Genomic DNA, 18,629 nt, shown 5'->3' on the forward strand with positions numbered 1-18,629 from the left:
GTTGGGCCCATGGACACGCCCACCCTGCACAGACGGCTGCGCCGCGTCTTCGATGCGCGCGTGTTCAACCACGGCGACTACAACGTCGTCTACGGCCAGCCCTCGGGCTCCTCCTCCCCCCTCGTGATCGGCTACCGCCACCAGCCGCTCGAGATGCTGCTGTGCCCGTTCGACCCCACCTCCACCCCGGACGACCACGACCGCCGCGCGCCGGGCGTGGCCGAGGACGACCCGCACGGCCCGGTGACCGAGGCCTCCACGGACCGCGCCGACGTCGTCGAGGTGGGCCTGGCCAACGTGGCCACCGTGGCGGACACGGGCAGCGGCTATCAGGTGGAGACCGTCACGGGCTTCCGGACGTGGTTCGACGTCCCGGAGCACACGCGGGTGCCGGTGGGCGACCTCACGGAGGACGGCACCGCGGAGCTCGACCAGGCCGAGGACGCCACCGACTTCCACGCCTTCATGACCGCCTTCATGGACGAACTGGACCGCCTCTACGCGACCCCGGAGACGGACGCGACGGACGTCACGCCCCCCGATTTGCGCGGCGTCTGAAACCCCTGGTAGGGTTTCACCTCGTTGCACGGCGCACCGGAGAGATCCGAGAGGCGGTGCGGCACCTGCACCTCTAGCTCAACCGGTAGAGCATCTGACTCTTAATCAGCAGGTTCCGGGTTCGAGTCCCGGGGGGTGCACCCACCGAAGCGAAGGCCCCGTCTCCACGGAGACGGGGCCTTCGTCGTCCCCGCTCCCCGCCCGGGCCCACCGTAGGCTGGGGCCCATGACCGACACGACCCAGCACCGCCTCCAGCCCGGCGACACGGCACCCGCGTTCACCCTCCAGGACCAGGAGGGCCGGCCCGTCTCGCTGCGCGACAGCGCGGGCAAGCACACGATCGTCTACTTCTACCCGGCCGCGTCCACGCCCGGCTGCACCACGCAGGCCTGCGACTTCCGGGACAGCCTCGCCTCCCTGACCGCGGCCGGCTACGTCGTCCTGGGGATCTCCCCCGACCCGATCGGCAAGATCATCCGGTTCGCCGAGCAGGAGGGCCTGACGTTCCCCCTGCTCTCGGACGAGGACCACGCGGTGGCCGAGGCCTACGGCGCCTGGGGTGAGAAGAAGAACTACGGGCGGACCTTCGAGGGTCTGATCCGCTCCACGATCGTCGTCGGCCCGGACGGGAAGGTCACCCACGCGCAGTACAACGTGAAGGCGACCGGCCACGTGGCCCGACTGCGCCGCACCCTCGGCCTCGACGAGGCCTGATCCCCGCCCGCCGCGCCCGGGCGCCGCACGGTAGGATCGGGCCTCGCCCCGCCCGCGCGGGGTGTGCGCGGGCGTGGCGGAACTGGTAGACGCGCTGGATTTAGGTTCCAGTGTCCTGGACGTGGGGGTTCGAGTCCCCCCGCCCGCACTCCCCGGGCCCGCCCGACCCCGACGTCACCCGCCACAGGAGGCCGCCATGCAGCCCACTCGCCGCGCCTTCCTCGGCGGGGGCCTGGGCCTGCTCGGCCTGGGCGTGGCCGGCTGCGCGACGTCGCCCGCGGCGCCGTCCTCCGCCGCCCCGACCTCCTCGGGCCCGAGCCGGCTGCTCGTGGTCGGCGCCCCGGCGCGGGCGCTGACGCGGGATCCGGCCCGCGCGCTGGACGTCGAGTCCTTCCGTCTGATCCGCCAGGTCTTCGAGACGCTGCTCGGCGTGGACGCGGACACCGGCGCCCCCACGCCCCGCCTCGCCGAGCGGCACGAGGAGTCCGACGGCGGCCGCCTCCACACGTTCCACCTGGTCTCCGGGGTGGTGTTCGACGACGGCGAGCCGTGCGACGCCGCCGCCGTGGTCGCGAACATCGAGCGGTGGGCCTCCGCCCCTGCGCCCGTGGACGGGACCGTCGCCCCGCCCTCCTCGTTCGTCTCGGCCTTCGGCGGATACGCCGGGGACGCGGACTCCGCCTTCGCCGGCGTCGAGGCCCGCGGAGAGCTCGAGGTGCGGCTGCGCCTGCACTCCCCCCGCCGTCACCTCGCGGCCGCGCTGGCCTCGCCGGCCTTCGCGATCTCCTCGCCGGCCTCGTGGGACCGCACGGTCGACGTGGACGGCTCCGAGGTCACCACCCCCGCCGGCACCGGCCCCTACCGCTGGGCCGACGCCGCGGAGACCGCCGAGCTCACGCGCGCCCACCCGGGCGCCTCGGGCGCGACGATCCTGGTCCCCAGCGCCCGCCACCGCGGCTCCGATCCGGCGGCGTACCCGGTGGCCGTGCAGGCGTGGGGTCGGGCCTCCGTGCGCCTGCGGGAGCTGCGGCGCGGCACGGCGGATGTGATCGACGTCGTCGCCCCCGGCCAGCTGCGCCCCCTCGTCGAGGCCGGCACCCAGGTGCTGCCCCGGGACCCCCTGGGCGTGCTCTACGTGGGCATGAACCTGGACCACCCGAGCGTGCGCTCGCAGTACCTGCGCCAGGCGATCGCGTACGCGGTGGACCGCCCGCGCATCGCCGGCAGCGACGTCTTCCTCGAGGGCACCCGCCTGGCCCACGACCTCGTCCCCCCCTCCCTCGGCGTCGGCGACGAGGAGGCGCGGCGCTACGACGTCAACCCGGGCCGGGCCCGCGAGTTCCTCGGCCTGGCGGGATACGACGGGGAGCCGTTGGAGTTCCTCTACCCGGCCGGCACGGCCCGCCCCTCCCTGCCCGAGCCGGAGCGGGTCTACGCGATGGTCGCCCGCGACCTCGGCGCGGTGGGGATGCACATCGTGCCCGTGCCCGTGCCGGAGGACCAGGACTACCTGCACGCCGTCGTCTCCCGACCCACCCGAGCCCTGCACCTGATGGGCCGCACCGGCGACTACCGCGACCCGCACGCGTTCCTCGAGCCCTTCGCGCGCTCGGGCCGCGCCGAGACCGGCTACCGCAACCCGCGCGTCGTCGAGGACGTGGACGCGGCCGCGGCCGAGACCGACGACGACGCGCGCCGCGCCCTGTTCCGCCGCGTCGTCCGGGCCATGGCCCTCGACCTGCCGGCGCTGCCGCTGGTCTATCCGATCTCGGCCCTGGCCACCGGCCCGCGCGTGGCCTCCTACCCGACGTCGCCGCAGCTGGACGAGCCCTTCTCGCGCGTCAGGCTGACCGAAGGCTGAACGCACCGGTAGTACAGTGGGAGATCACGGCGCCCGGCCCGACCGCCACTGCTCGGCCTGGTCGCACTGCGCCCACCCGCCGTCGTTCTGCTTCAGGAGTTGACCGTGCCCACCACCTCGTCCACCGCCACCCACGACGTCGTCCTGATCGGCGGCGGCATCATGAGCGCCACCCTGGGCGTGCTGCTGCAGAAGCTCGAGCCCACCTGGTCCATCGCCCTGTACGAGAGCCTCGATCAGGCCGGCCTGGAGTCCTCCGACCCGTGGAACAACGCGGGCACCGGCCACGCCGCCCTGTGCGAGCTGAACTACTCGCCCATGGACAAGAACGGACGGGTGGACGTCACCAAGGCGCTGGGCATCAACGAGCAGTTCTGGACCACCCGCCAGTTCTGGTCCTCCCTGGTGGCGGACGGCACGCTCAAGGACCCCAAGTCCTTCATCAACCCGCTGCCGCACATGTCCTTCGTGTGGGGTGACGACCACGCGGACTACCTCCGCACCCGCTATGAGGCCATGTCCGCCCAGCCGCTGTTCGCCGGCATGGAGCACAGCGAGGACCCGGAGCAGATCCGTGCCTGGGCCCCGCTGCTGATCGAGGGCCGTGAGCCGGGCCAGCGCCTGGCGGCGTCCCGCAACACCGGCGGCACCGACGTCGACTTCGGCTCCCTCACCCGCCAGCTCATCACGGCCATGGCCGGCGCCGGCGCCGAGGTGCGCTTCGGTCACAAGGTCACCGGCCTCACCCGCGGCACGGACGGCCGCTGGGAGGTCAAGGTCAAGAACAAGGCCGCCGGCTCCGAGCTCGTGGACCGCGCCCGCTTCGTCTTCGTCGGTGCCGGCGGCGGCGCCCTGCCCCTGCTGCAGAAGTCCGGCATCCCCGAGGCCAAGGGCTTCGGCGGCTTCCCGGTCTCCGGCCAGTTCCTGCGCTGCACGGACGAGTCCGTGGTCAACCAGCACATGGCCAAGGTGTACGGCCAGGCCGCCGTCGGCGCCCCTCCGATGTCCGTGCCCCACCTGGACACCCGCTTCGTCAACGGCAAGCGCTCCCTGCTGTTCGGCCCCTACGCCGGGTTCTCCACGAACTTCCTCAAGACCGGCTCCTACCTGGACCTGCCGCTGTCCGTGCGCCCGCACAACCTCAGCACGATGCTGGACGTGGCCAAGGACAACATGGACCTGACCAAGTACCTCGTGACCGAGGTGCTGAAGTCCCGGGACAAGAAGATCGACGCGCTGCACGAGTTCTACCCGGAGGCCGACGGCGGCGAGTGGGAGCTGATCACCGCGGGCCAGCGCGTGCAGGTGATGAAGCGCAAGGGCCGCTTCGGCGGCGTCCTGCAGTTCGGCACCGAGGTCGTCACCCACGCGGACGGCTCGCTCGGCGGCCTGCTCGGCGCCTCGCCCGGTGCCTCCACCGCGGCCCCCATCATGGTGAAGCTGCTCGAGCGCTGCTTCCCCGCGAAGATGGCCGGCTGGGACGGCACGCTCAAGGAGCTCATCCCGTCCCTGGGCCACACGCTCAACGACGACCCGGCGCTGCTGGACGAGGTCCGCACCGCCACGGACGCCGCACTGAAGCTGGCCTGACGCCGTGATGGGAGCGCTCGCACGGTTCTCACTCGGCCGGCGGGCGCTCGTGGCGCTCGTCACCGTGTTCATCGCGGTGTTCGGCGTCCTCTCCGCCGGGCAGCTCAAACGGGAGCTGATCCCCCCGCTCGAGCTGCCCGTCATCTCCGTGTCGACGCTCTACCCGGGGGCGTCCCCCGAGGTCGTGGACGCGCAGGTGGGAGAGCCCCTCGAGACGGCCCTGCAGGCCGTGGAGGGGCTCGAATCCTCGCGGTCCACGTCGCAGTCCGGCTTCAACGCGGTCCAGCTGGAGTTCGCCTACGGCACAGACCTGAACCGGGCCCGGTCCCAGGTGGACCGGGTGGTCGCCAACCTCGGGCCCCAGCTGCCGGAGGAGGCGGAGACCTCGTCCTTCGCGGGCTCCGTCTCCGACTTCCCGGTGGTCTTCCTCGCCCTGTCCGGGGACGAGGACCTCAACACCCTGCGCCGCCGCGCCGAGGACGTCCTGGCCCCGCGGCTGCAGAAGATCGACGGCGTCCGGGGCGCCGACGTCCTCGGCGGCACGGACGAGAACGTCTCCGTGGTCCCGGACCCGGCCGCGCTCGCCGCCGCCGGGCTGACCACCTCCGACATCACCGACGCACTCGAGGAGAACGCCGGCCTCTTCCCCGTCGGCCAGGTCACCGAGGGCGCGACCACCTATCCCGTCCAGGCGGGCGCCGCCGTCGAGGACCTCGAGGGCCTGCGCGGGATCGTCGTCGCTCCCTCCGGCGACGGCGAACCGCGCACCCTGGACGAGGTCGCCGACGTCACCCTCGTGGCCGCGGCCCCCACGTCCCTGACCCGCACCGACGGGGTGCCGACGCTGTCCGTCTCCGTGACCGCGACCCCGGACGCCGACCTCGTGGCGGTCTCGCAGGCCGTGCGCGACGCCCTGCCGGAGCTGGCGTCCCTGGTCGGCGGCGGCGCGGACCTGACCGTGGTGTTCGACCAGGCCCCGTTCATCCAGCAGTCCATCGACACGCTGTTCCAGGAGGGCCTGCTGGGCCTGGCGTTCGCCGTGCTGGTGATCGCCGTGTTCCTGCTCTCGGTGCGCTCCACCCTCGTCACCGCCGTGTCCATTCCGCTGTCCCTGCTGGCCGCCCTCATCGGGGTCGCGGCCTTCGGCTACTCCCTCAACACGCTGACGCTCGGGGCGCTGACGATCTCGATCGGCCGGGTCGTGGACGACGCGATCGTGGTGGTGGAGAACATCCGCCGGCACCTCGGCCTGGGCGCCGACCGGCGCACCGCGATCCTCGACGGCACGCGCGAGGTCGCCACCGCGATCACCGCCTCCACCCTGGTCTCCGTGGCCGTGTTCCTGCCCATCGCCTTCGTGGGCGGCCTGGCCGGCGAGCTGTTCCGGCCCTTCGCCGTGACCGCCACGGTCGCCCTGCTGGCCTCCCTCGTCGTCGCCCTGACGATCGTGCCGGTGCTGTGCTGGTGGTTCCTGCGCGCCCCGCGGCGCGGGGCCGAGACCACGGCCGCGCCCGCCGTCCCCGGCGACCGGCCCGTGGCGGCCGGCGGATGGCTCACCCGGGCCTACCGCCCGGTGCTGCGCTGGACACAGCGGCACACCGTGGTCACCCTCGCCGCCGCCCTGGCGCTGCTGGCCGGCACGGCCGCGCTGGTCCCGCTGATCCCCACGAACCTCCTGGGCGACTCGGGACAGAACTCGTTCGTCGTCACGGCGGAGCAGGAGCCGGGGACGTCGCTGGAGACCACGGCCGCCGCCGCCGAGCGCATCGAGCGGGTGCTGCTGGACACCGACGGCGTCGAGACGGTCCAGTGGACGGCCGGCACCACCGCCGGTCCGATGGGGGCCTTCGGCGGCTCCTCGGCGGACCGGGCGCGGTTCACGGTGGTGACCGACCCGGATGCGGACCAGGTGGCCCTCCAGGACGGGGTGCGCGCCGAGCTCACGGGTCTCGACGGCGTGGGCGACGTGTCCGTCTCCACACAGCAGGGGCCGAGCGGCGGCCAGGACATCGAGGTGGCCGTCTCCGCCCCCGACCCGCAGGCCCTCACCGCGGCCGCCGATCAGGTCGCCGAGGCGCTGCGGCCCGTCGAGGGTGCCCGCGAGGTGACGACGCCGGCTTCGGACCTGCGCCCGACGTTCCAGGTGGACGTGGACACCGTCGCCGCCGCCCGGCTCGGCCTGACCGAGGAGGCGGTGGCCGGCCAGGCCGCCGCCGCCCTGCAGGCCGTGCCCGTGGGCGACGTCCGCTTCGGGTTCGAGAGCTTCGCGGTGCAGCTGGGTGACCCGGAGCCGGTCGAGTCCCTCGACGCCCTGCGCCAGGTGCCCGTGGAGACGGCCGAGGGGCCCGTGCCGCTGGGGGACCTCGCCGAGGTCTCGCGAGTGCCGGTGCCCGCCCGGGTGACGTCCTCGAACGGCGAGCGGACCGCCGTCGTCACGGTGACCCCGGACGACGAGGACCTCGGGGCCGTCTCGCGCCGGGTCACGCAGGCCGTGGCGGAGCTGGACCTGCCCGAGGGCGTCACCGCGGCCGTGGGCGGCGCGGCGGAGCAGCAGGCGCAGACGTTCCGGGACCTCGGACTGGCGCTGCTGGCCGCCGTGGCAACCGTGTACGTCGTGATGGTGGCGACGTTCAACTCGCTGCGCCAGCCGCTCGTGCTGCTCGTGTCGATCCCCTTCGCCGCCACGGGCGTGTTCCTGGCGCTGCTGGCCACCGGCACGCCGCTGGGACTGTCCACGATGATCGGGCTGCTCATGCTGGTGGGCATCGTGGTGACGAACGCGATCGTGCTGATCGACCTGATCAACCAGTACCGCCGCGACCGCGGCATGACCCTGGACGAGGCGATCGAGGTGGGCGCGCTCAACCGCGTGCGCCCGGTGGTGATGACGGCCCTGGCCACCGTCCTGGCCATGACCCCGATGGCCCTGGGCATCACGGGGCACGCGGGGTTCATCTCCCAGCCCCTCGCGGTGGCCGTGGTGGGCGGCCTGGTGTCCTCCACCCTGCTCACGCTCGTGCTCGTGCCCGTGCTGTACCGGCTCACCGAGGTCCGCGGGGAGCGCCGCCTGCAGGAGGAGCGCCGTGTCGCGGCCGAGCGGGAGGCGCAGCGCGTCGCGGCCGAGCGCGCGGCCGAGCAGGCGCGCCGGGCTGAGGAGCGTTGGGCGGCCCCGTCCGAGCTCGACGCCGGACGCCTCGGCCGACTCCGGCAGCGCCTCCGCCGGCGGTGGCGCCGGGCCTGACCTCACGCGTGGCGCGGGCCGGGGCGGCGGGGCGCACCCCCGTCGCTCAGGCGCCGTCGTGCACCGCGAGGCTCGAGCCGCGCCGGTCCTTGCGCACCTCGAGGCGCACGCCGATCTCCTGCCTCATCCGTTCGACGTGGGAGACGAGGCCCACGGTCCGGCCACCGGTCCGCAGGGTGTCCACGACGTCCAGGACGTCGTCGAGGGTGTCCGCGTCGAGCGAGCCGAAGCCCTCGTCCACGAAGAGCGTGTCCAGTTCGATGCCGCCGGCTTCGGCCTGCACGGTGTCCGCGAGCCCCAGGGCGAGGGCGAGGGAGGCCATGAAGGTCTCGCCGCCCGAGAGCGTGGCCGGGTGGCGCGTCTCGTCCACGTAGTGGTCCCGGATGACGAGTTCGAGGCCCTTGTTCCCGCGCCCGCCCACGGCGTCGGAGTACTCGATCGAATACCGCTGGTCCGTCATGGCGAGCAGACGCTCGGTGGCCGCGGCGGCGACCTCCTCGAGCCGCCCGGCGAGGACGTAGCTCGTCAGGGGCATCTTGAGCAGGTTCTCCCCGCCGCCGCGGACGAGGTCGAGCAGCCCCCGCACCCGCGTGTGCTCGGCGATGAGCCCGGCGGACCGCTCCAGGACCTCGGTCAGGGCGGCTGACTGGCGGCGCACCGTGGCGACGAGTGAATCGAGTCGCCCGACCGCCGTCGCCCGGGACGAGCTCGCGGCCTCGGCCGCGGCGAGCGCCTCGGCGGCGGCGCGGGTCTGCTCCTCGGTCGGCGGCTCGACGCCCGCCTCGGCGAGGGCGCGGCCCCGGCGGACGGGCTCGCTCGCCTCGAGCTCGGCGAGGCGGGCCCGTTCGGCGTGCCACTCCTGCACGGCGGCCGTGCGCGCGGCGGCCTCCGTCTCCTCGAGGCGGGCCGCGCGCGCCGCGTCGACGTCGTCGAAGTGCTGTTCGGCCAGCGCGGCGGTGAGCGCCTGGTCGGTCTCGTCGGCGACCGCCCGGGCGCGCGCGTCCTCGTCCTGCGCCGCAGCGAGGGCGGCCAGGACCCGGCGTGCGGCGGTGACCTGGTCGCGGCGGGCGTCGAGGGTCTCGGCGTCACCGCGGGCGGCCTCGACGGCGTCCCGCAGCTCGGTCAGCCGGGCGGCACGGTGGGCGGCGGCCTCGGCGAGCCGACCGTCCTCGGCCGCGAGCGCGGCGGCGGTCTCGTCGGCCCCGGCGAGCGTCTTCTCGGCGGCGGTCAGCCGCCGGCGGTCCGCGGCGAGGTCCTTCGCCGCCTGGTCCAGCGCGGCCCGTTCGGCCTCGGCGCGCTCGAGCGCCTCTCGCGCGGCCTCGGGTGCGAGCCCGGCGGCGGCCTCGCGCGCCGTGCGGAGGGTCTGCTCGGCGGCGCGCAGGGCGGTCTCGGCGTCGGTCGCGGCCCGGTCGGCCGCGGTCCGGGCCTGCTCGGCGTCCCGCACGTCCGCCTCGGTCACCGTGGTGTCCGCGGTGGCGGCCGGGGCCGGGTGCTCGGGCGAGCCGCACACGGCGCACGGCTCGCCGGGCACGAGCCGCTCCGCCAGTTCGGAGGCGGCCTGCTCGTACCGGGCACGCAGCAGACCGACGTGCCGTTCGGCGGCCTCGCGTCGCCGCTCCTGTGCCTCCCGGTGGGCCCGGGCCGCGGTCTCTGCCTCGACGGCGCGGGCGGCCGCGGCCTCGGCGGCCGTGCGGCGAGCGGCGGCCTCGGACACGGCGCGGTCCACGGCCTCCCGGGCGCCGAGACGCTCGGTGCCGCGTTCGACGGCCGCGCGGTGTGCCGCGACGGCCGCCTCACGCTCGGGGCGGGACTCGACCAGGGCGGCGCGGTCGCGGCCGATCTCGGCCCGACGCTCCGCCGCGGCGGCCGCCTCCTGCTCCAGCTCGCCCATCCGGGCACGGTCCTGGACGGCGCGTGCCACCGCCTCCGCGGCGCGCTCGGCCTCCCCCAGCGCCTGGCGGGAGGCGGGCGCGTCGGCGGCCCCGTCCGCCCGGGCGGCGGCGAGCCACGCCGCCGCGGTCGGCTCGTCCTCGACGTGCGCCAGGGCCTCCGTCACCGTCTCCGACGCGGTGCCGGCGGCGTCCGCCGCCGCGGTGGCCCGCTGGGCGGCCGCGAGCACCCGCCCGGCGCGCTCATGGGCGTCGACGGCGCGGCGCCGCGCCGCGGCGGTCTCGGCCTCGGCGTCGTGGTCGCGTCGACGGCTCGCCCACGCCTCGGCCGCGGCCAGGTCCCGCCCGCGGGTCTCCAGCTCACGCGCCGTCACCCGGGCCCGCTGCTCCGCGGCGCGGGCCGTGGCGAGGTCGGCCCGCGCGTCCTCGTGGGCGCGACCTGCGCGCTCGGCGGCGAGGCCGAGCAGCCGGTCGTCCGTGTCCGGTGACGGCTCCGGCGCATGCCAGTCCGGGCCGAGCGCCTCGTGGAGCGCCTCGGCCAGCTGTGCCCGCGCGGTCCGGGCCACGTCCGCGTCCACGGCCACCGCGGTGTCCAGCCGGGCCGTCTCGACGCGCAGGTGCTCCTCGACGCCGTCGAAGCGCTGCGTGCCGAAGAGCCGCCGCAGCAGGACGCGGCGCTCATCCGACTTCGCGGTGAGGAACTGGGCGAACTGTCCCTGAGGCAGCAGGACCACCTGCATGAACTGCTCGGCGTCCAGGTGCAGGACGGCCGCGATCTGCTGGCCGACCTCGTCCGCCCGGGTGAGCGGCGCCGTCCATTCCCCGTCCACGCGTTCCCGCAGGGAGACCGTGGCCTGCGTGGTGACGGTGGCGCCGCCCGCCGCGCTGCGTCTCCGGCGGGGCCGCTCGTGCTTGGGCGAGCGGACCACCTCGAAGCGCCGGCCCTGCACGGTGAACTCGACCTGCACCTCGGGGATCACCGCGCCGGGCTCGCGCAGCGTGGTCACGAGCGACTCGGCCGACCGTCCGCCCGGCACGGTCCCGTAGAGGGCGAAGCACAGCGCGGCCAGCACCGTGGACTTGCCCGCGCCGGTGGGCCCGTCCAGCAGGAACAGGCCGCCCGCGTTGAGCCGGTCGAAGTCGACGTCCTGCGCCTGGGCGTAGGGCCCGAGCCCCTCCAGGCGCATCCGATGGATCCTCATGCGCGCACCTCCCCCGCGCGAGCGGCCTCGAGGGCGTCCCGCAGCAGGTCCTGCTCGGCCCCGCTGGCCGGCCGCTGCCGGACGTGGTCCACGAAACCGACCGCGAGCGCGTGGTCCGAGGGTGCCTGCCGCAGGACCTGGGCGTAGGTCCGCTCCCGGGCCCGCCTCCCGCCGGCCGGTTCGTGGCGGAAGACGAGCACGGAGGGGAACCGGGTCTTCAGGCGCTCCAGGGCCCGCTCGGGGCGTTCGTCGTCGGTGACGGTGACCTGCACCCAGCACTGCTCCGCCCACGCGAACTCCGGGGACTCCAGCAGGTCCTCGATCGGCCCGGACAGCACCGCCAGGCGCCGTCCGGCGTCCCAGTCCACGGCCTCGACGTCGGTGACGGCCCCGCCCGTGACGTGGACGAGCCAGCCGCCCTTGCGGTGGCCCGCCTCGGAGAAGGAGTACGGCAGCGGTGAGCCGGAGTACCGCACGTGCTCTGCCAGCCGCTGGCGGCCGTGCAGGTGGCCCAGGGCCGCGTAGTCGAGCCCGTCGAACACGGAGACCGGCACCTGCCCCAGCGTGCCCACCAGCATCTCGGGCGGGGCGTCCGGCTCGACGTGCTCGCCCTCGCCGATGTCCCGTTCGGACTCGGAGCCGTGGCCCCCGGCCGCGAACAGGTGGGCCAGCACGACGGCGGCCACCGGCTCCGGCGTCTCGGCGCGGCGGGCGGCCAGATCGGCGTGGACGCGGCGGACCGCCTCCGTCAGCACGGCCGTGTGGTGGGGCTCCACGCCCCAGGCCGGTCCCTGGTGGCGCGGTTCGAGGTAGGGGATGCCGTAGACGGCCACGGTCTGGCCCGCGCCGCCGTCGACCCCGGGCTCGGTGAGCAGCACGGGGCGGTCCAGCTCCGCCGCGTCCGCGCGCACGTGCACGCCCGCGGCCGCCAGGAGTCCGCCGCCGAAGCCGAGGCGCACCGCCGAGTCGTGGTTGCCGCTCGTGAGCACCACCTGGGCGCCGGCCGCGTGCAGCCGGGTGAGCGTCCGGTCCAGCAGCCGGACGGCGTCCGCCGGCGGCAGCGCGCGGTCGTACACGTCCCCGGCCAGCAGGACGGCGTCCACGCCGCGCTCCGTCACGGTCGCGACGAGGGCGTCCAGGACCTCCTCCTGGGCCTCGAGCAGCCCGGTGCCGTGGAACGACCGGCCCAGATGCCAGTCCGAGGTGTGCAGCAGGATCATGCGGCCCACTCTAGGGAGGGTGTGGACGGGATAAGCACGACGCGGTGCAGCTCGTACGATGGCGGCATGTCCGCCACCGCGCCCGAGCCCACCGCCTCCTCGTCCACGCCCCTGCCCGGCCCCGAGCACGCCGACCGGGTCCTGGCCCTCCTCGCGGCCGGTGCCGCCGGGGACGCGCTGGGCGGCGTCGTCGAGTTCACCCCCGCGTCGGGGATCGCGGCGGTGCACGGCCCCGCCGGCGTCACCGACGCCGCGGACCTGCTCGCCCAGGAGGGCGCCCACGCCCTGCCGATCACCGACGACACGCAGCTGACGCTGTACGTGCTCGACGGCCTGCTCGAGTGGATCGAGTGGCAGAACGACGGCGTCCCGGCCGATCCTGCGGCGTGCGTGTGGCTCGCGTGCCTGCGCTGGTTCGCCACGCAGGACGGCGCGCTGCCCGAGGGCGCTCCCCCGGCCCCGCCCCGCTGGATCGACGCGCACGCGGAGCTGAAGGTGCGCCGCGCGCCGGGCACCGCGTGCCTGACCGGGCTCGCCGAACCGGGGATGGGCCTGCCGGGCGACCCGCACAACCCGGGTTCGAAGGGCTGCGGGACGGTCATGCGCTCGGCCCCGTACGGGATGGTGCCGGGGCTCGAGGACCCGCACGTCGTGTCCCTCGCCCGCCAGGGGGCCGTCCTCACGCACGGCCACCCCACCGCGTGGGTCGCGGCGGGCGCGTACGCCCTCGTCATCGCGGCCCTGCTGCGCGGCCTGGACCTGGCCGCCGCGGTCGCGCACGCCCGCGCGTGGCTCGACGGCCTGGGCGAGGAGGCCGCGGAGACCCGCGCCGCCGTGACCGCGGCGGTCGACCTGGCCGGCACCGTCGACGCCGACCCCGGCGCCCCCGGCGCCCTCCCCACCGCGCTCGGCGAGGGCTGGGTCGCGGAGGAGGCCCTGGCGATCGCGCTGTATGCCGCGCTCACCGCGCAGGCGGTGCACCCGGCCGATCCGGCGGCGGCGCTCGCCCTGGCGCTGCGGATCGGCGTGAACCACGACGGCGACTCCGACTCCACGGCCTCGCTGGCCGGGCAGGTGCTCGGCGTGGCGCACGGCACCGCCGTGTTCGGTGCGCACGACCCCGCGGACCGCGCCGCGGCCGAGGCCTCCGTCCCGGGGTGGGTCGCCGAGCGCGAGGTCGTCCTGGAGGCCGCCCGGCGCTGGAGCGCCGCGACCACCTGAGTGGTTCAGCGCGCGGCGTCCGGCCAGTTCCCGTCGAGCATCTGCAGGAACTCCCCCTCGGAGACCAGGGCGATGGCCTGCCCACGGTCCCGCCGGCGCAGGGCGTCCCGCGTCTTGCGGTGCGCCAGCGCCGTGGTCACGGCCTGCGGTGCCCCGTCCTCGGCGCGCGGGCGGTGCAGGTCCGCGGCCTCGAAGCCGTCCCCCACGACGAGCATCGTGGTGGCCGCGCCCACCCGGTTCGCGGTCTGCGCGCCGTGCGCGGCCGCGCGCGTCTTGGCACGCTGACGCGACATGCCGATGCCGCCCGTGAACACCACGGTCTGGCCGAACAGGGGGTGGCCCGGGTCGGCGGCCGGGTTCGGGAGCGGATTGACGCCCTCGTCCGGCCAGCGCATGAAGTCGGGCATGGCGCGTTCGTCCCGCAGCGGGACCCGCGCGTCGAAGACGCCCTCGGTACGCCGGGCCTGGCGGGTGGCCTTCGACTCGGCGCCCGATCCCGCCGCCCGGGGGGCGAGGACGCTGACGCTCAGCCCCTGGGCCCGCATCAGGCGGTCGACGCCGCGGCCGGCCGGCGCGTCGGTCAGCCCGGGCAGAATCTCCGCGTCGGCCGGCGGCGCCCCCAGCACGCGCCGGCCGATGTCCACGAGGATGGCCGCGCAGGCCTCGGCGTCGGCCAGTGCGTCGTGGTGGCGCCCCGGGGTGAACCCGGCCTCGCGCGCCGCGGAGGGCAGGGCGTACGAGGGCAGGTCGTAGACGCGGCGCGCCAGCACCAGGGTGCACACGAACTCCAGGCCCGGCACGTCCCGGCCGGAGACCTCGAGGCCGGACTCGATGACGCCGACGTCGAAGCCCGCGTTGTGCGCCGCGAGCACGTCCGTCCCCACGAAGTCCGCGAGCTCGTCGTACACCTGCGCGAACCGGGGGGCGTCCAGGACGCGGTCCTCGGTGATGCCGTGGATGCGCACGTTGCGGGGATCGAACCGGTCGAAGCCGACGGGCGGACGGATCAGCCACTCGGCACGGTCCACCATGACCCCGTCCCGCACCCGGACGGCGCCCACGGCGCACGGGGAGCCGCGGAAGCCGTTGGCGGTCTCGAAGTCGATCGCGGTGAAGTCCAGCCCCGGCACGGGGACGCGCCCGCCGCTCACGGGCGCGCGTCGAGCGCGTCCACCAGGTAGGGCAGCAGGGCGCGGAAGGCGTGCCCCCGGTGGCTGATCGCGTTCTTGTCCTCGGGGCTCAGCTGCGCGGTGGACACGTCCCGGCCCTCGGGCCGCAGGATCGGGTCGTAGCCGAAGCCGCCGTCCCCCACGGGCTCGCGCAGCAGCGTGCCGGGCAGGCGGCCGTGCTCGACGTGCTCGACGTGGATGGCCCGGGCGCCCGCGGCGTCCGGGCCGCTGGGGACCGCGAGCGCGGCGGCGCACACGAACTGGGCACCCCGATGCTCGTCCGGCACGTCGGCCAGCTGGGCCAGCAGCAGCTCGAGGTTGGCACGGTCGTCCCCGTGGCGCCCGGCCCAGCGGGCCGAGAAGATCCCGGGGGCGCCGTGCAGCACGTCCACGGCCAGACCGGAGTCGTCCGCGACGGCGATCAGCCCGGTGTGCGCGGCCACGGCGCGGGCCTTCTTCAGCGCGTTCTGGGCGAACGTGACGCCGTCCTCGACGACGTCCGGGGCGCCCACGGCGCCCGCGTCCACCACCGCGGCCTCCACGTCGAGGCCGGGCACGGCGCCGGCGAGCAGCTGCCGCAGCTCGCGCACCTTGCCCGCGTTGTGCGTGGCGAGCACGATGCGGGCGCCCTCCGGCAGGCCCGCCGACGAGGAGGCGGGCGCGCTCACGCCCGGTCCTCCGTGGCGGCGGCCAGGGTCTCGGCCTGGATGCGGGCCAGCTCACCCGTGCCGATCAGGGCCAGGTCCAGCAGGGTGTCCAGCTCGGCGCGGGTGAACGGCGCGCCCTCGGCGGTGCCCTGCACCTCCACGAACTCCCCGGCCCCGGTGACGACCACGTTCATGTCCGTCTCCGCCTTCACGTCCTCCACGTACGGCAGGTCGAGGACGGGCACCCCGTCCACGATGCCCACGGACACCGCGGCGACGGAGTCCTTGAGGACGGCAGCGCCCTTGGCGAGGATCCCCTCGCGCCGCGCCCAGGCCACCGCCTCGGCGAGGGCGACGTAGGCGCCCGTGATGGCGGCGGTGCGGGTGCCGCCGTCGGCGTCGAGGACGTCGCAGTCCAGGACGATGGTGTTCTCCCCCAGGGCGGACAGGTCGATGACGGCGCGCAGGGACCGGCCGATCAGGCGGGAGATCTCGTGGGTGCGCCCGCCGATCCGGCCCTTGACGGACTCGCGCTGGCTGCGCTCGTTGGTGGCCCGCGGGAGCATCGCGTACTCGGCGGTGACCCAGCCGGTCCCCTCGCCCTTGAGCCAGCGCGGCACGCCCTCGGTGAAGGAGGCGGTGCACAGCACGCGGGTGTTCCCGAACTCGATCAGGGCCGAGCCCTCCGCCTGCCGGGACCAGCCCCGGGTGATGGTGATGGGGCGCAGCTCGTCGACGGCGCGGCCGTCCGGGCGGGGGGCGGTGGGGGCGGGAGAGCTCATGGCCTCCAGTCTAGGCACGCCCTCAGACGCCGTAGCTCAGCCCCGAGACGGCGACGGCCAGCGGGCCGTCGTACACCTCGCGGGCCTCCTGGACGGCGCGCTGCGGATCGTTCCACACCGGCAGGTGTGTGAGCAGCAGCTTCCGGGCCCCGGCCTGCGCCGCCGTCTCGCCGGCCCGTCGGCCGGTCAGGTGGACGCCGTCGATGCCGTCGTCCCGGCCCTCGTGGAAGGCGGCCTCGCACAGGAACACGTCCGCGTCCCGCGCGGCCTCGACGAGCCCCTCACACGCGTCGGTGTCCCCGGAGTAGGTGAGCACGCGGGTGGTGACGTCGCCGTCGTCGTCGACGCGGTCCACCTCGACCCGGATCGCGTAGGCCTCGTCGATGGGATGGCGCACGGGGACCGGGGTGAACCGGAACGGACCGAGCCGCTCGGGGCGGCCGGCGGCCCAGCACCGGAACTCGAAGTCCTGGTGCATCCCCGGCTCGGGGTCCATCCCGTACGCCTCGGCGATGCGGTCGGCGGTGCCGGCGGGTCCGTAGACGGGCAGCCGGCCGCGTCCCCAGCCGGCCGGGTTCCAGCGGATGGCCACGTGCATCCCGCACAGGTCCATGAAGTGGTCCGGGTGCAGGTGGGAGAGCAGGATGCCGTCCAGGTCCTCGAGCTCGACGTAGCGCTGCAGCACGCCGAGGGCGCCGTTGCCGAGGTCGAGCAGGATCCGCCACGTGCGCGGGGTGACGCCGTCCTCGGCCACGCCCTCGGCGGTGAGGAGGTAGCACGAGGCGGGCGAGCCCGGGCCGGGGAAGGACCCGGAGGCCCCGATGATGGTCAGCTTCACGTCACACCCTCCTGCTCGGGGCCCGGCCGGACGGAGGCCGCCGAGCGCGTCGGGACCGGCGCGGCCGCGGGGCGGGGCGCGCCGATCGTCTCCAGGCGTCGCACGGACTCGACCTCGGGTCCGAGGAAGCGGCGCGCGAGGGCCTGGAAGTGGTCGGGGTCGCCGGTGGCGGCGAAGCGGTGGCGGGTGGCCTGGCCGGAGCCCGCGGCCGAGTGGGGGTGCTCGAGGCCGAGGCGGACCAGCTCCCGGTAGAGGTCCTTGGCGGTCTCCTCCGCGGAGGAGACGAGCGTGACGTCCTCCCCCATCACGAGGGAGAGCGCGCCGGTCAGCAGCGGGTAGTGGGTGCATCCCAGCACGAGGGTGTCCACGCCCGCCGCACGCAGCGGGGCCGTGTACTCCCGGGCGGTCTCCAGCAGTTCGGGGCCGGTGGTGATGCCGGCCTCCACGAACTCCACGAACCGCGGGCACGCGACCGAGGTGATCTCGAGGTGCGGGGCGGCCGAGAACGAGTCCTCGTAGGCGCGGGACCCGACGGTCGCCTCGGTGCCGATCACACCGATCCGGCCCGTGCGGGTGGCTGCCACGGCGCGGCGCACGGCGGGCTGGATCACCTCGATCACGGGGATGCCGTGGCCTCCCGTGTAGCGCTCGCGGGCGTCGCGCAGCACGGCGGCCGACGCGGAGTTGCACGCGATCACGAGCGCCTTGACGCCGCGCGCGACGAGCTCGTCCATGATCGCCAGGGCGAGGGCCCGTACCTCGGCGATGGGCCGCGGGCCGTACGGCGAGTGCTCCGTGTCGCCCACGTAGAGGATGGACTCGTGGGGCAGCTGGTCCATGATCGCCCGGGCCACGGTCAGCCCGCCCACGCCCGAGTCGAACACGCCGATCGGCGCGGCGGCGTCCACGGCGGCGCGCTGGCCGCTCACTGCTCGCCCTCCGCGTCCCCGGCGCCCGGCGCGGACTCGTCCGCGCCCTCGGGCAGCTCGCTGAGCATCTCCGTCATGAGCGTCTCCAGCAGCCACGAGGTGAAGTTGTAGAGCAGGGCCATGGTGGACTCGACGTCCTCCGCGCTGCGCCAGTCGTCCACGGCGTGCACGCGGGCGGCGTCCTCCTCGGTCTCGACGCCCAGGCGGGCCGCGAGGACGAGGCGCACGTCGTTGAGCGCGCGGCCGAAGGCCGGCGCCTGGTCGTGCGGGACCTCCACGCGCGTCGAGCGCAGCAGCTCGAGTGCCAGGCGCGCGTCCGCGAGCTTCCCCTCCGACAGGGCGTCCTCGGTCAGGGCCCGGTGGGCGCCCTGTTCGGCGGCGCCGGCCTGGGGCATCGCATCCGGCAGGAGGCGTGCGACGGCCGGGTCGGTGGGGGCCGAACGCTGCGGCTCCGGGTCCTGGCTCAGGTGCAGCCCGGAGACCAGCCCCCAGAACGCGGCGTCGGACGCGTCCAGCCCGGCCACGGGGCCCGCGTCCTGCGCGGCGGACACGGACGGCGGCGCCGCCGGGGGATCTTCGGGCGTGTCGACGCCGTCCTCGGCGGCCGGGGCCTCGGCGGGGTCCGCCTCGGCGGGGCGCACGTCCGCGCGTCGGCCCTCGAGCAGGGCGACGACGTCCCTGACCAGCCCGCGCAGCAGGCGCACCTCCGGCAGCTCCAGCTGCGCCGTGTACCCCCGCCGCGTCCAGCGGAACCGTTCTGCCATGCC

Annotated in this window: 14 protein-coding genes and 2 tRNA genes; 8 read left to right on the forward strand and 8 right to left on the reverse strand. The window is 75.5% G+C overall.

Features of this window, described 5'->3' with window-relative positions:
• Positions 1 to 9 precede the first annotated feature (9 nt).
• From MF605_RS02135 to MF605_RS02165, 7 genes are all read left to right on the forward strand, one after another.
• On the forward strand, positions 10 to 558 hold the full coding sequence (locus tag MF605_RS02135) for a hypothetical protein (protein ID WP_095353806.1): 549 nt from the start codon (positions 10 to 12) through the stop codon (positions 556 to 558).
• A gap of 67 nt (positions 559 to 625) precedes the next feature.
• Positions 626 to 698, forward strand: a tRNA-Lys gene (locus tag MF605_RS02140).
• 86 nt (positions 699 to 784) lie between these two features.
• Positions 785 to 1,273 carry a thioredoxin-dependent thiol peroxidase gene (gene bcp / locus MF605_RS02145; RefSeq protein WP_010078986.1) on the forward strand — a complete coding sequence of 163 codons (489 nt, stop codon included), beginning with the start codon at positions 785 to 787 and terminating at the stop codon, positions 1,271 to 1,273.
• Positions 1,274 to 1,340: 67 nt separating this feature from the next.
• Positions 1,341 to 1,421, forward strand: a tRNA-Leu gene (locus MF605_RS02150).
• Between the two features lie 48 nt (positions 1,422 to 1,469).
• Positions 1,470 to 3,134, forward strand: coding sequence for an ABC transporter substrate-binding protein (locus MF605_RS02155; protein WP_134416611.1), 1,665 nt, complete (start codon positions 1,470 to 1,472; stop codon positions 3,132 to 3,134).
• A gap of 99 nt (positions 3,135 to 3,233) precedes the next feature.
• The gene (locus MF605_RS02160) at positions 3,234 to 4,724 is read left to right on the forward strand and encodes a malate:quinone oxidoreductase (protein ID WP_220478808.1); all 1,491 of its coding nucleotides are present in this window, start codon (positions 3,234 to 3,236) and stop codon (positions 4,722 to 4,724) included.
• A gap of 7 nt (positions 4,725 to 4,731) precedes the next feature.
• Complete coding sequence (locus MF605_RS02165; RefSeq protein ID WP_134416607.1) at positions 4,732 to 7,965, forward strand: efflux RND transporter permease subunit; 3,234 nt, start codon at positions 4,732 to 4,734, stop codon at positions 7,963 to 7,965.
• A 46-nt stretch (positions 7,966 to 8,011) separates the two neighbouring features.
• On the opposite strand, the gene MF605_RS02170 is transcribed toward MF605_RS02165, so the two are convergent.
• Together MF605_RS02170 and MF605_RS02175 are read right to left on the reverse strand one after the other, a co-directional pair.
• On the reverse strand, positions 8,012 to 11,056 hold the full coding sequence (locus tag MF605_RS02170) for an AAA family ATPase (RefSeq protein WP_119217399.1): 3,045 nt from the start codon (positions 11,054 to 11,056) through the stop codon (positions 8,012 to 8,014).
• Positions 11,053 to 12,276, reverse strand: a complete 1,224-nt coding sequence (locus tag MF605_RS02175) for an exonuclease SbcCD subunit D (RefSeq protein ID WP_069941941.1) — start codon at positions 12,274 to 12,276, stop codon at positions 11,053 to 11,055. Before MF605_RS02175 ends, MF605_RS02170 begins: the two co-directional genes overlap by 4 nt.
• A 66-nt stretch (positions 12,277 to 12,342) precedes the next feature.
• Here MF605_RS02175 and MF605_RS02180 point away from each other — a divergent pair, with 66 nt between their 5' ends.
• Positions 12,343 to 13,497: an ADP-ribosylglycohydrolase family protein gene (locus MF605_RS02180; RefSeq protein WP_134416605.1), complete on the forward strand. Its 1,155-nt coding sequence runs from the start codon at positions 12,343 to 12,345 to the stop codon at positions 13,495 to 13,497.
• 5 nt (positions 13,498 to 13,502) lie between these two features.
• Here MF605_RS02180 and MF605_RS02185 read toward each other — a convergent pair whose 3' ends face one another.
• From MF605_RS02185 to MF605_RS02210, 6 genes are read right to left on the reverse strand one after another with little or no spacing between them, the layout of a single operon-like run.
• Positions 13,503 to 14,648 carry a 3'-5' exonuclease gene (locus tag MF605_RS02185; protein WP_134416603.1) on the reverse strand — a complete coding sequence of 382 codons (1,146 nt, stop codon included), beginning with the start codon at positions 14,646 to 14,648 and terminating at the stop codon, positions 13,503 to 13,505.
• Positions 14,645 to 15,334 carry a non-canonical purine NTP pyrophosphatase gene (locus MF605_RS02190; protein ID WP_044659188.1) on the reverse strand — a complete coding sequence of 230 codons (690 nt, stop codon included), beginning with the start codon at positions 15,332 to 15,334 and terminating at the stop codon, positions 14,645 to 14,647. Before MF605_RS02190 ends, MF605_RS02185 begins: the two co-directional genes overlap by 4 nt.
• Entirely contained in the window at positions 15,331 to 16,095 is a 765-nt protein-coding gene (gene rph / locus MF605_RS02195) for a ribonuclease PH (RefSeq protein ID WP_036382145.1), read from the reverse strand. The genes MF605_RS02190 and rph overlap by 4 nt, the downstream gene beginning before the upstream one ends.
• Before the next feature lie 22 nt (positions 16,096 to 16,117).
• Positions 16,118 to 16,933: an MBL fold metallo-hydrolase gene (locus tag MF605_RS02200; protein WP_119217400.1), complete on the reverse strand. Its 816-nt coding sequence runs from the start codon at positions 16,931 to 16,933 to the stop codon at positions 16,118 to 16,120.
• Positions 16,930 to 17,862, reverse strand: a complete 933-nt coding sequence (murI, locus tag MF605_RS02205) for a glutamate racemase (protein WP_041103213.1) — start codon at positions 17,860 to 17,862, stop codon at positions 16,930 to 16,932. Before murI ends, MF605_RS02200 begins: the two co-directional genes overlap by 4 nt.
• The gene (locus MF605_RS02210) at positions 17,859 to 18,626 is read right to left on the reverse strand and encodes a DUF2017 family protein (RefSeq protein WP_044659192.1); all 768 of its coding nucleotides are present in this window, start codon (positions 18,624 to 18,626) and stop codon (positions 17,859 to 17,861) included. The genes murI and MF605_RS02210 overlap by 4 nt, the downstream gene beginning before the upstream one ends.
• Positions 18,627 to 18,629 lie beyond the last annotated feature (3 nt).

This window comes from Micrococcus luteus, from assembly GCF_022664405.1.
In the GTDB taxonomy this organism is placed as follows: Bacteria; Actinomycetota; Actinomycetes; order Actinomycetales; family Micrococcaceae; genus Micrococcus; species Micrococcus luteus.

Coding starts and splice junctions, on each gene's coding strand:
- MF605_RS02135 (WP_095353806.1), top strand. CDS start 10: ATGGACACGCCCACCCTGCACAGACGGCTGCGCCGCGTCTTCGATGCG.
- bcp (WP_010078986.1), top strand. CDS start 785: ATGACCGACACGACCCAGCACCGCCTCCAGCCCGGCGACACGGCACCC.
- MF605_RS02155 (WP_134416611.1), top strand. CDS start 1,470: ATGCAGCCCACTCGCCGCGCCTTCCTCGGCGGGGGCCTGGGCCTGCTC.
- MF605_RS02165 (WP_134416607.1), top strand. CDS start 4,732: ATGGGAGCGCTCGCACGGTTCTCACTCGGCCGGCGGGCGCTCGTGGCG.
- MF605_RS02170 (WP_119217399.1), bottom strand. CDS start 11,056: ATGAGGATCCATCGGATGCGCCTGGAGGGGCTCGGGCCCTACGCCCAG.
- MF605_RS02175 (WP_069941941.1), bottom strand. CDS start 12,276: ATGATCCTGCTGCACACCTCGGACTGGCATCTGGGCCGGTCGTTCCAC.
- MF605_RS02180 (WP_134416605.1), top strand. CDS start 12,343: ATGTCCGCCACCGCGCCCGAGCCCACCGCCTCCTCGTCCACGCCCCTG.
- rph (WP_036382145.1), bottom strand. CDS start 16,095: ATGAGCTCTCCCGCCCCCACCGCCCCCCGCCCGGACGGCCGCGCCGTC.
- MF605_RS02210 (WP_044659192.1), bottom strand. CDS start 18,626: ATGGCAGAACGGTTCCGCTGGACGCGGCGGGGGTACACGGCGCAGCTG.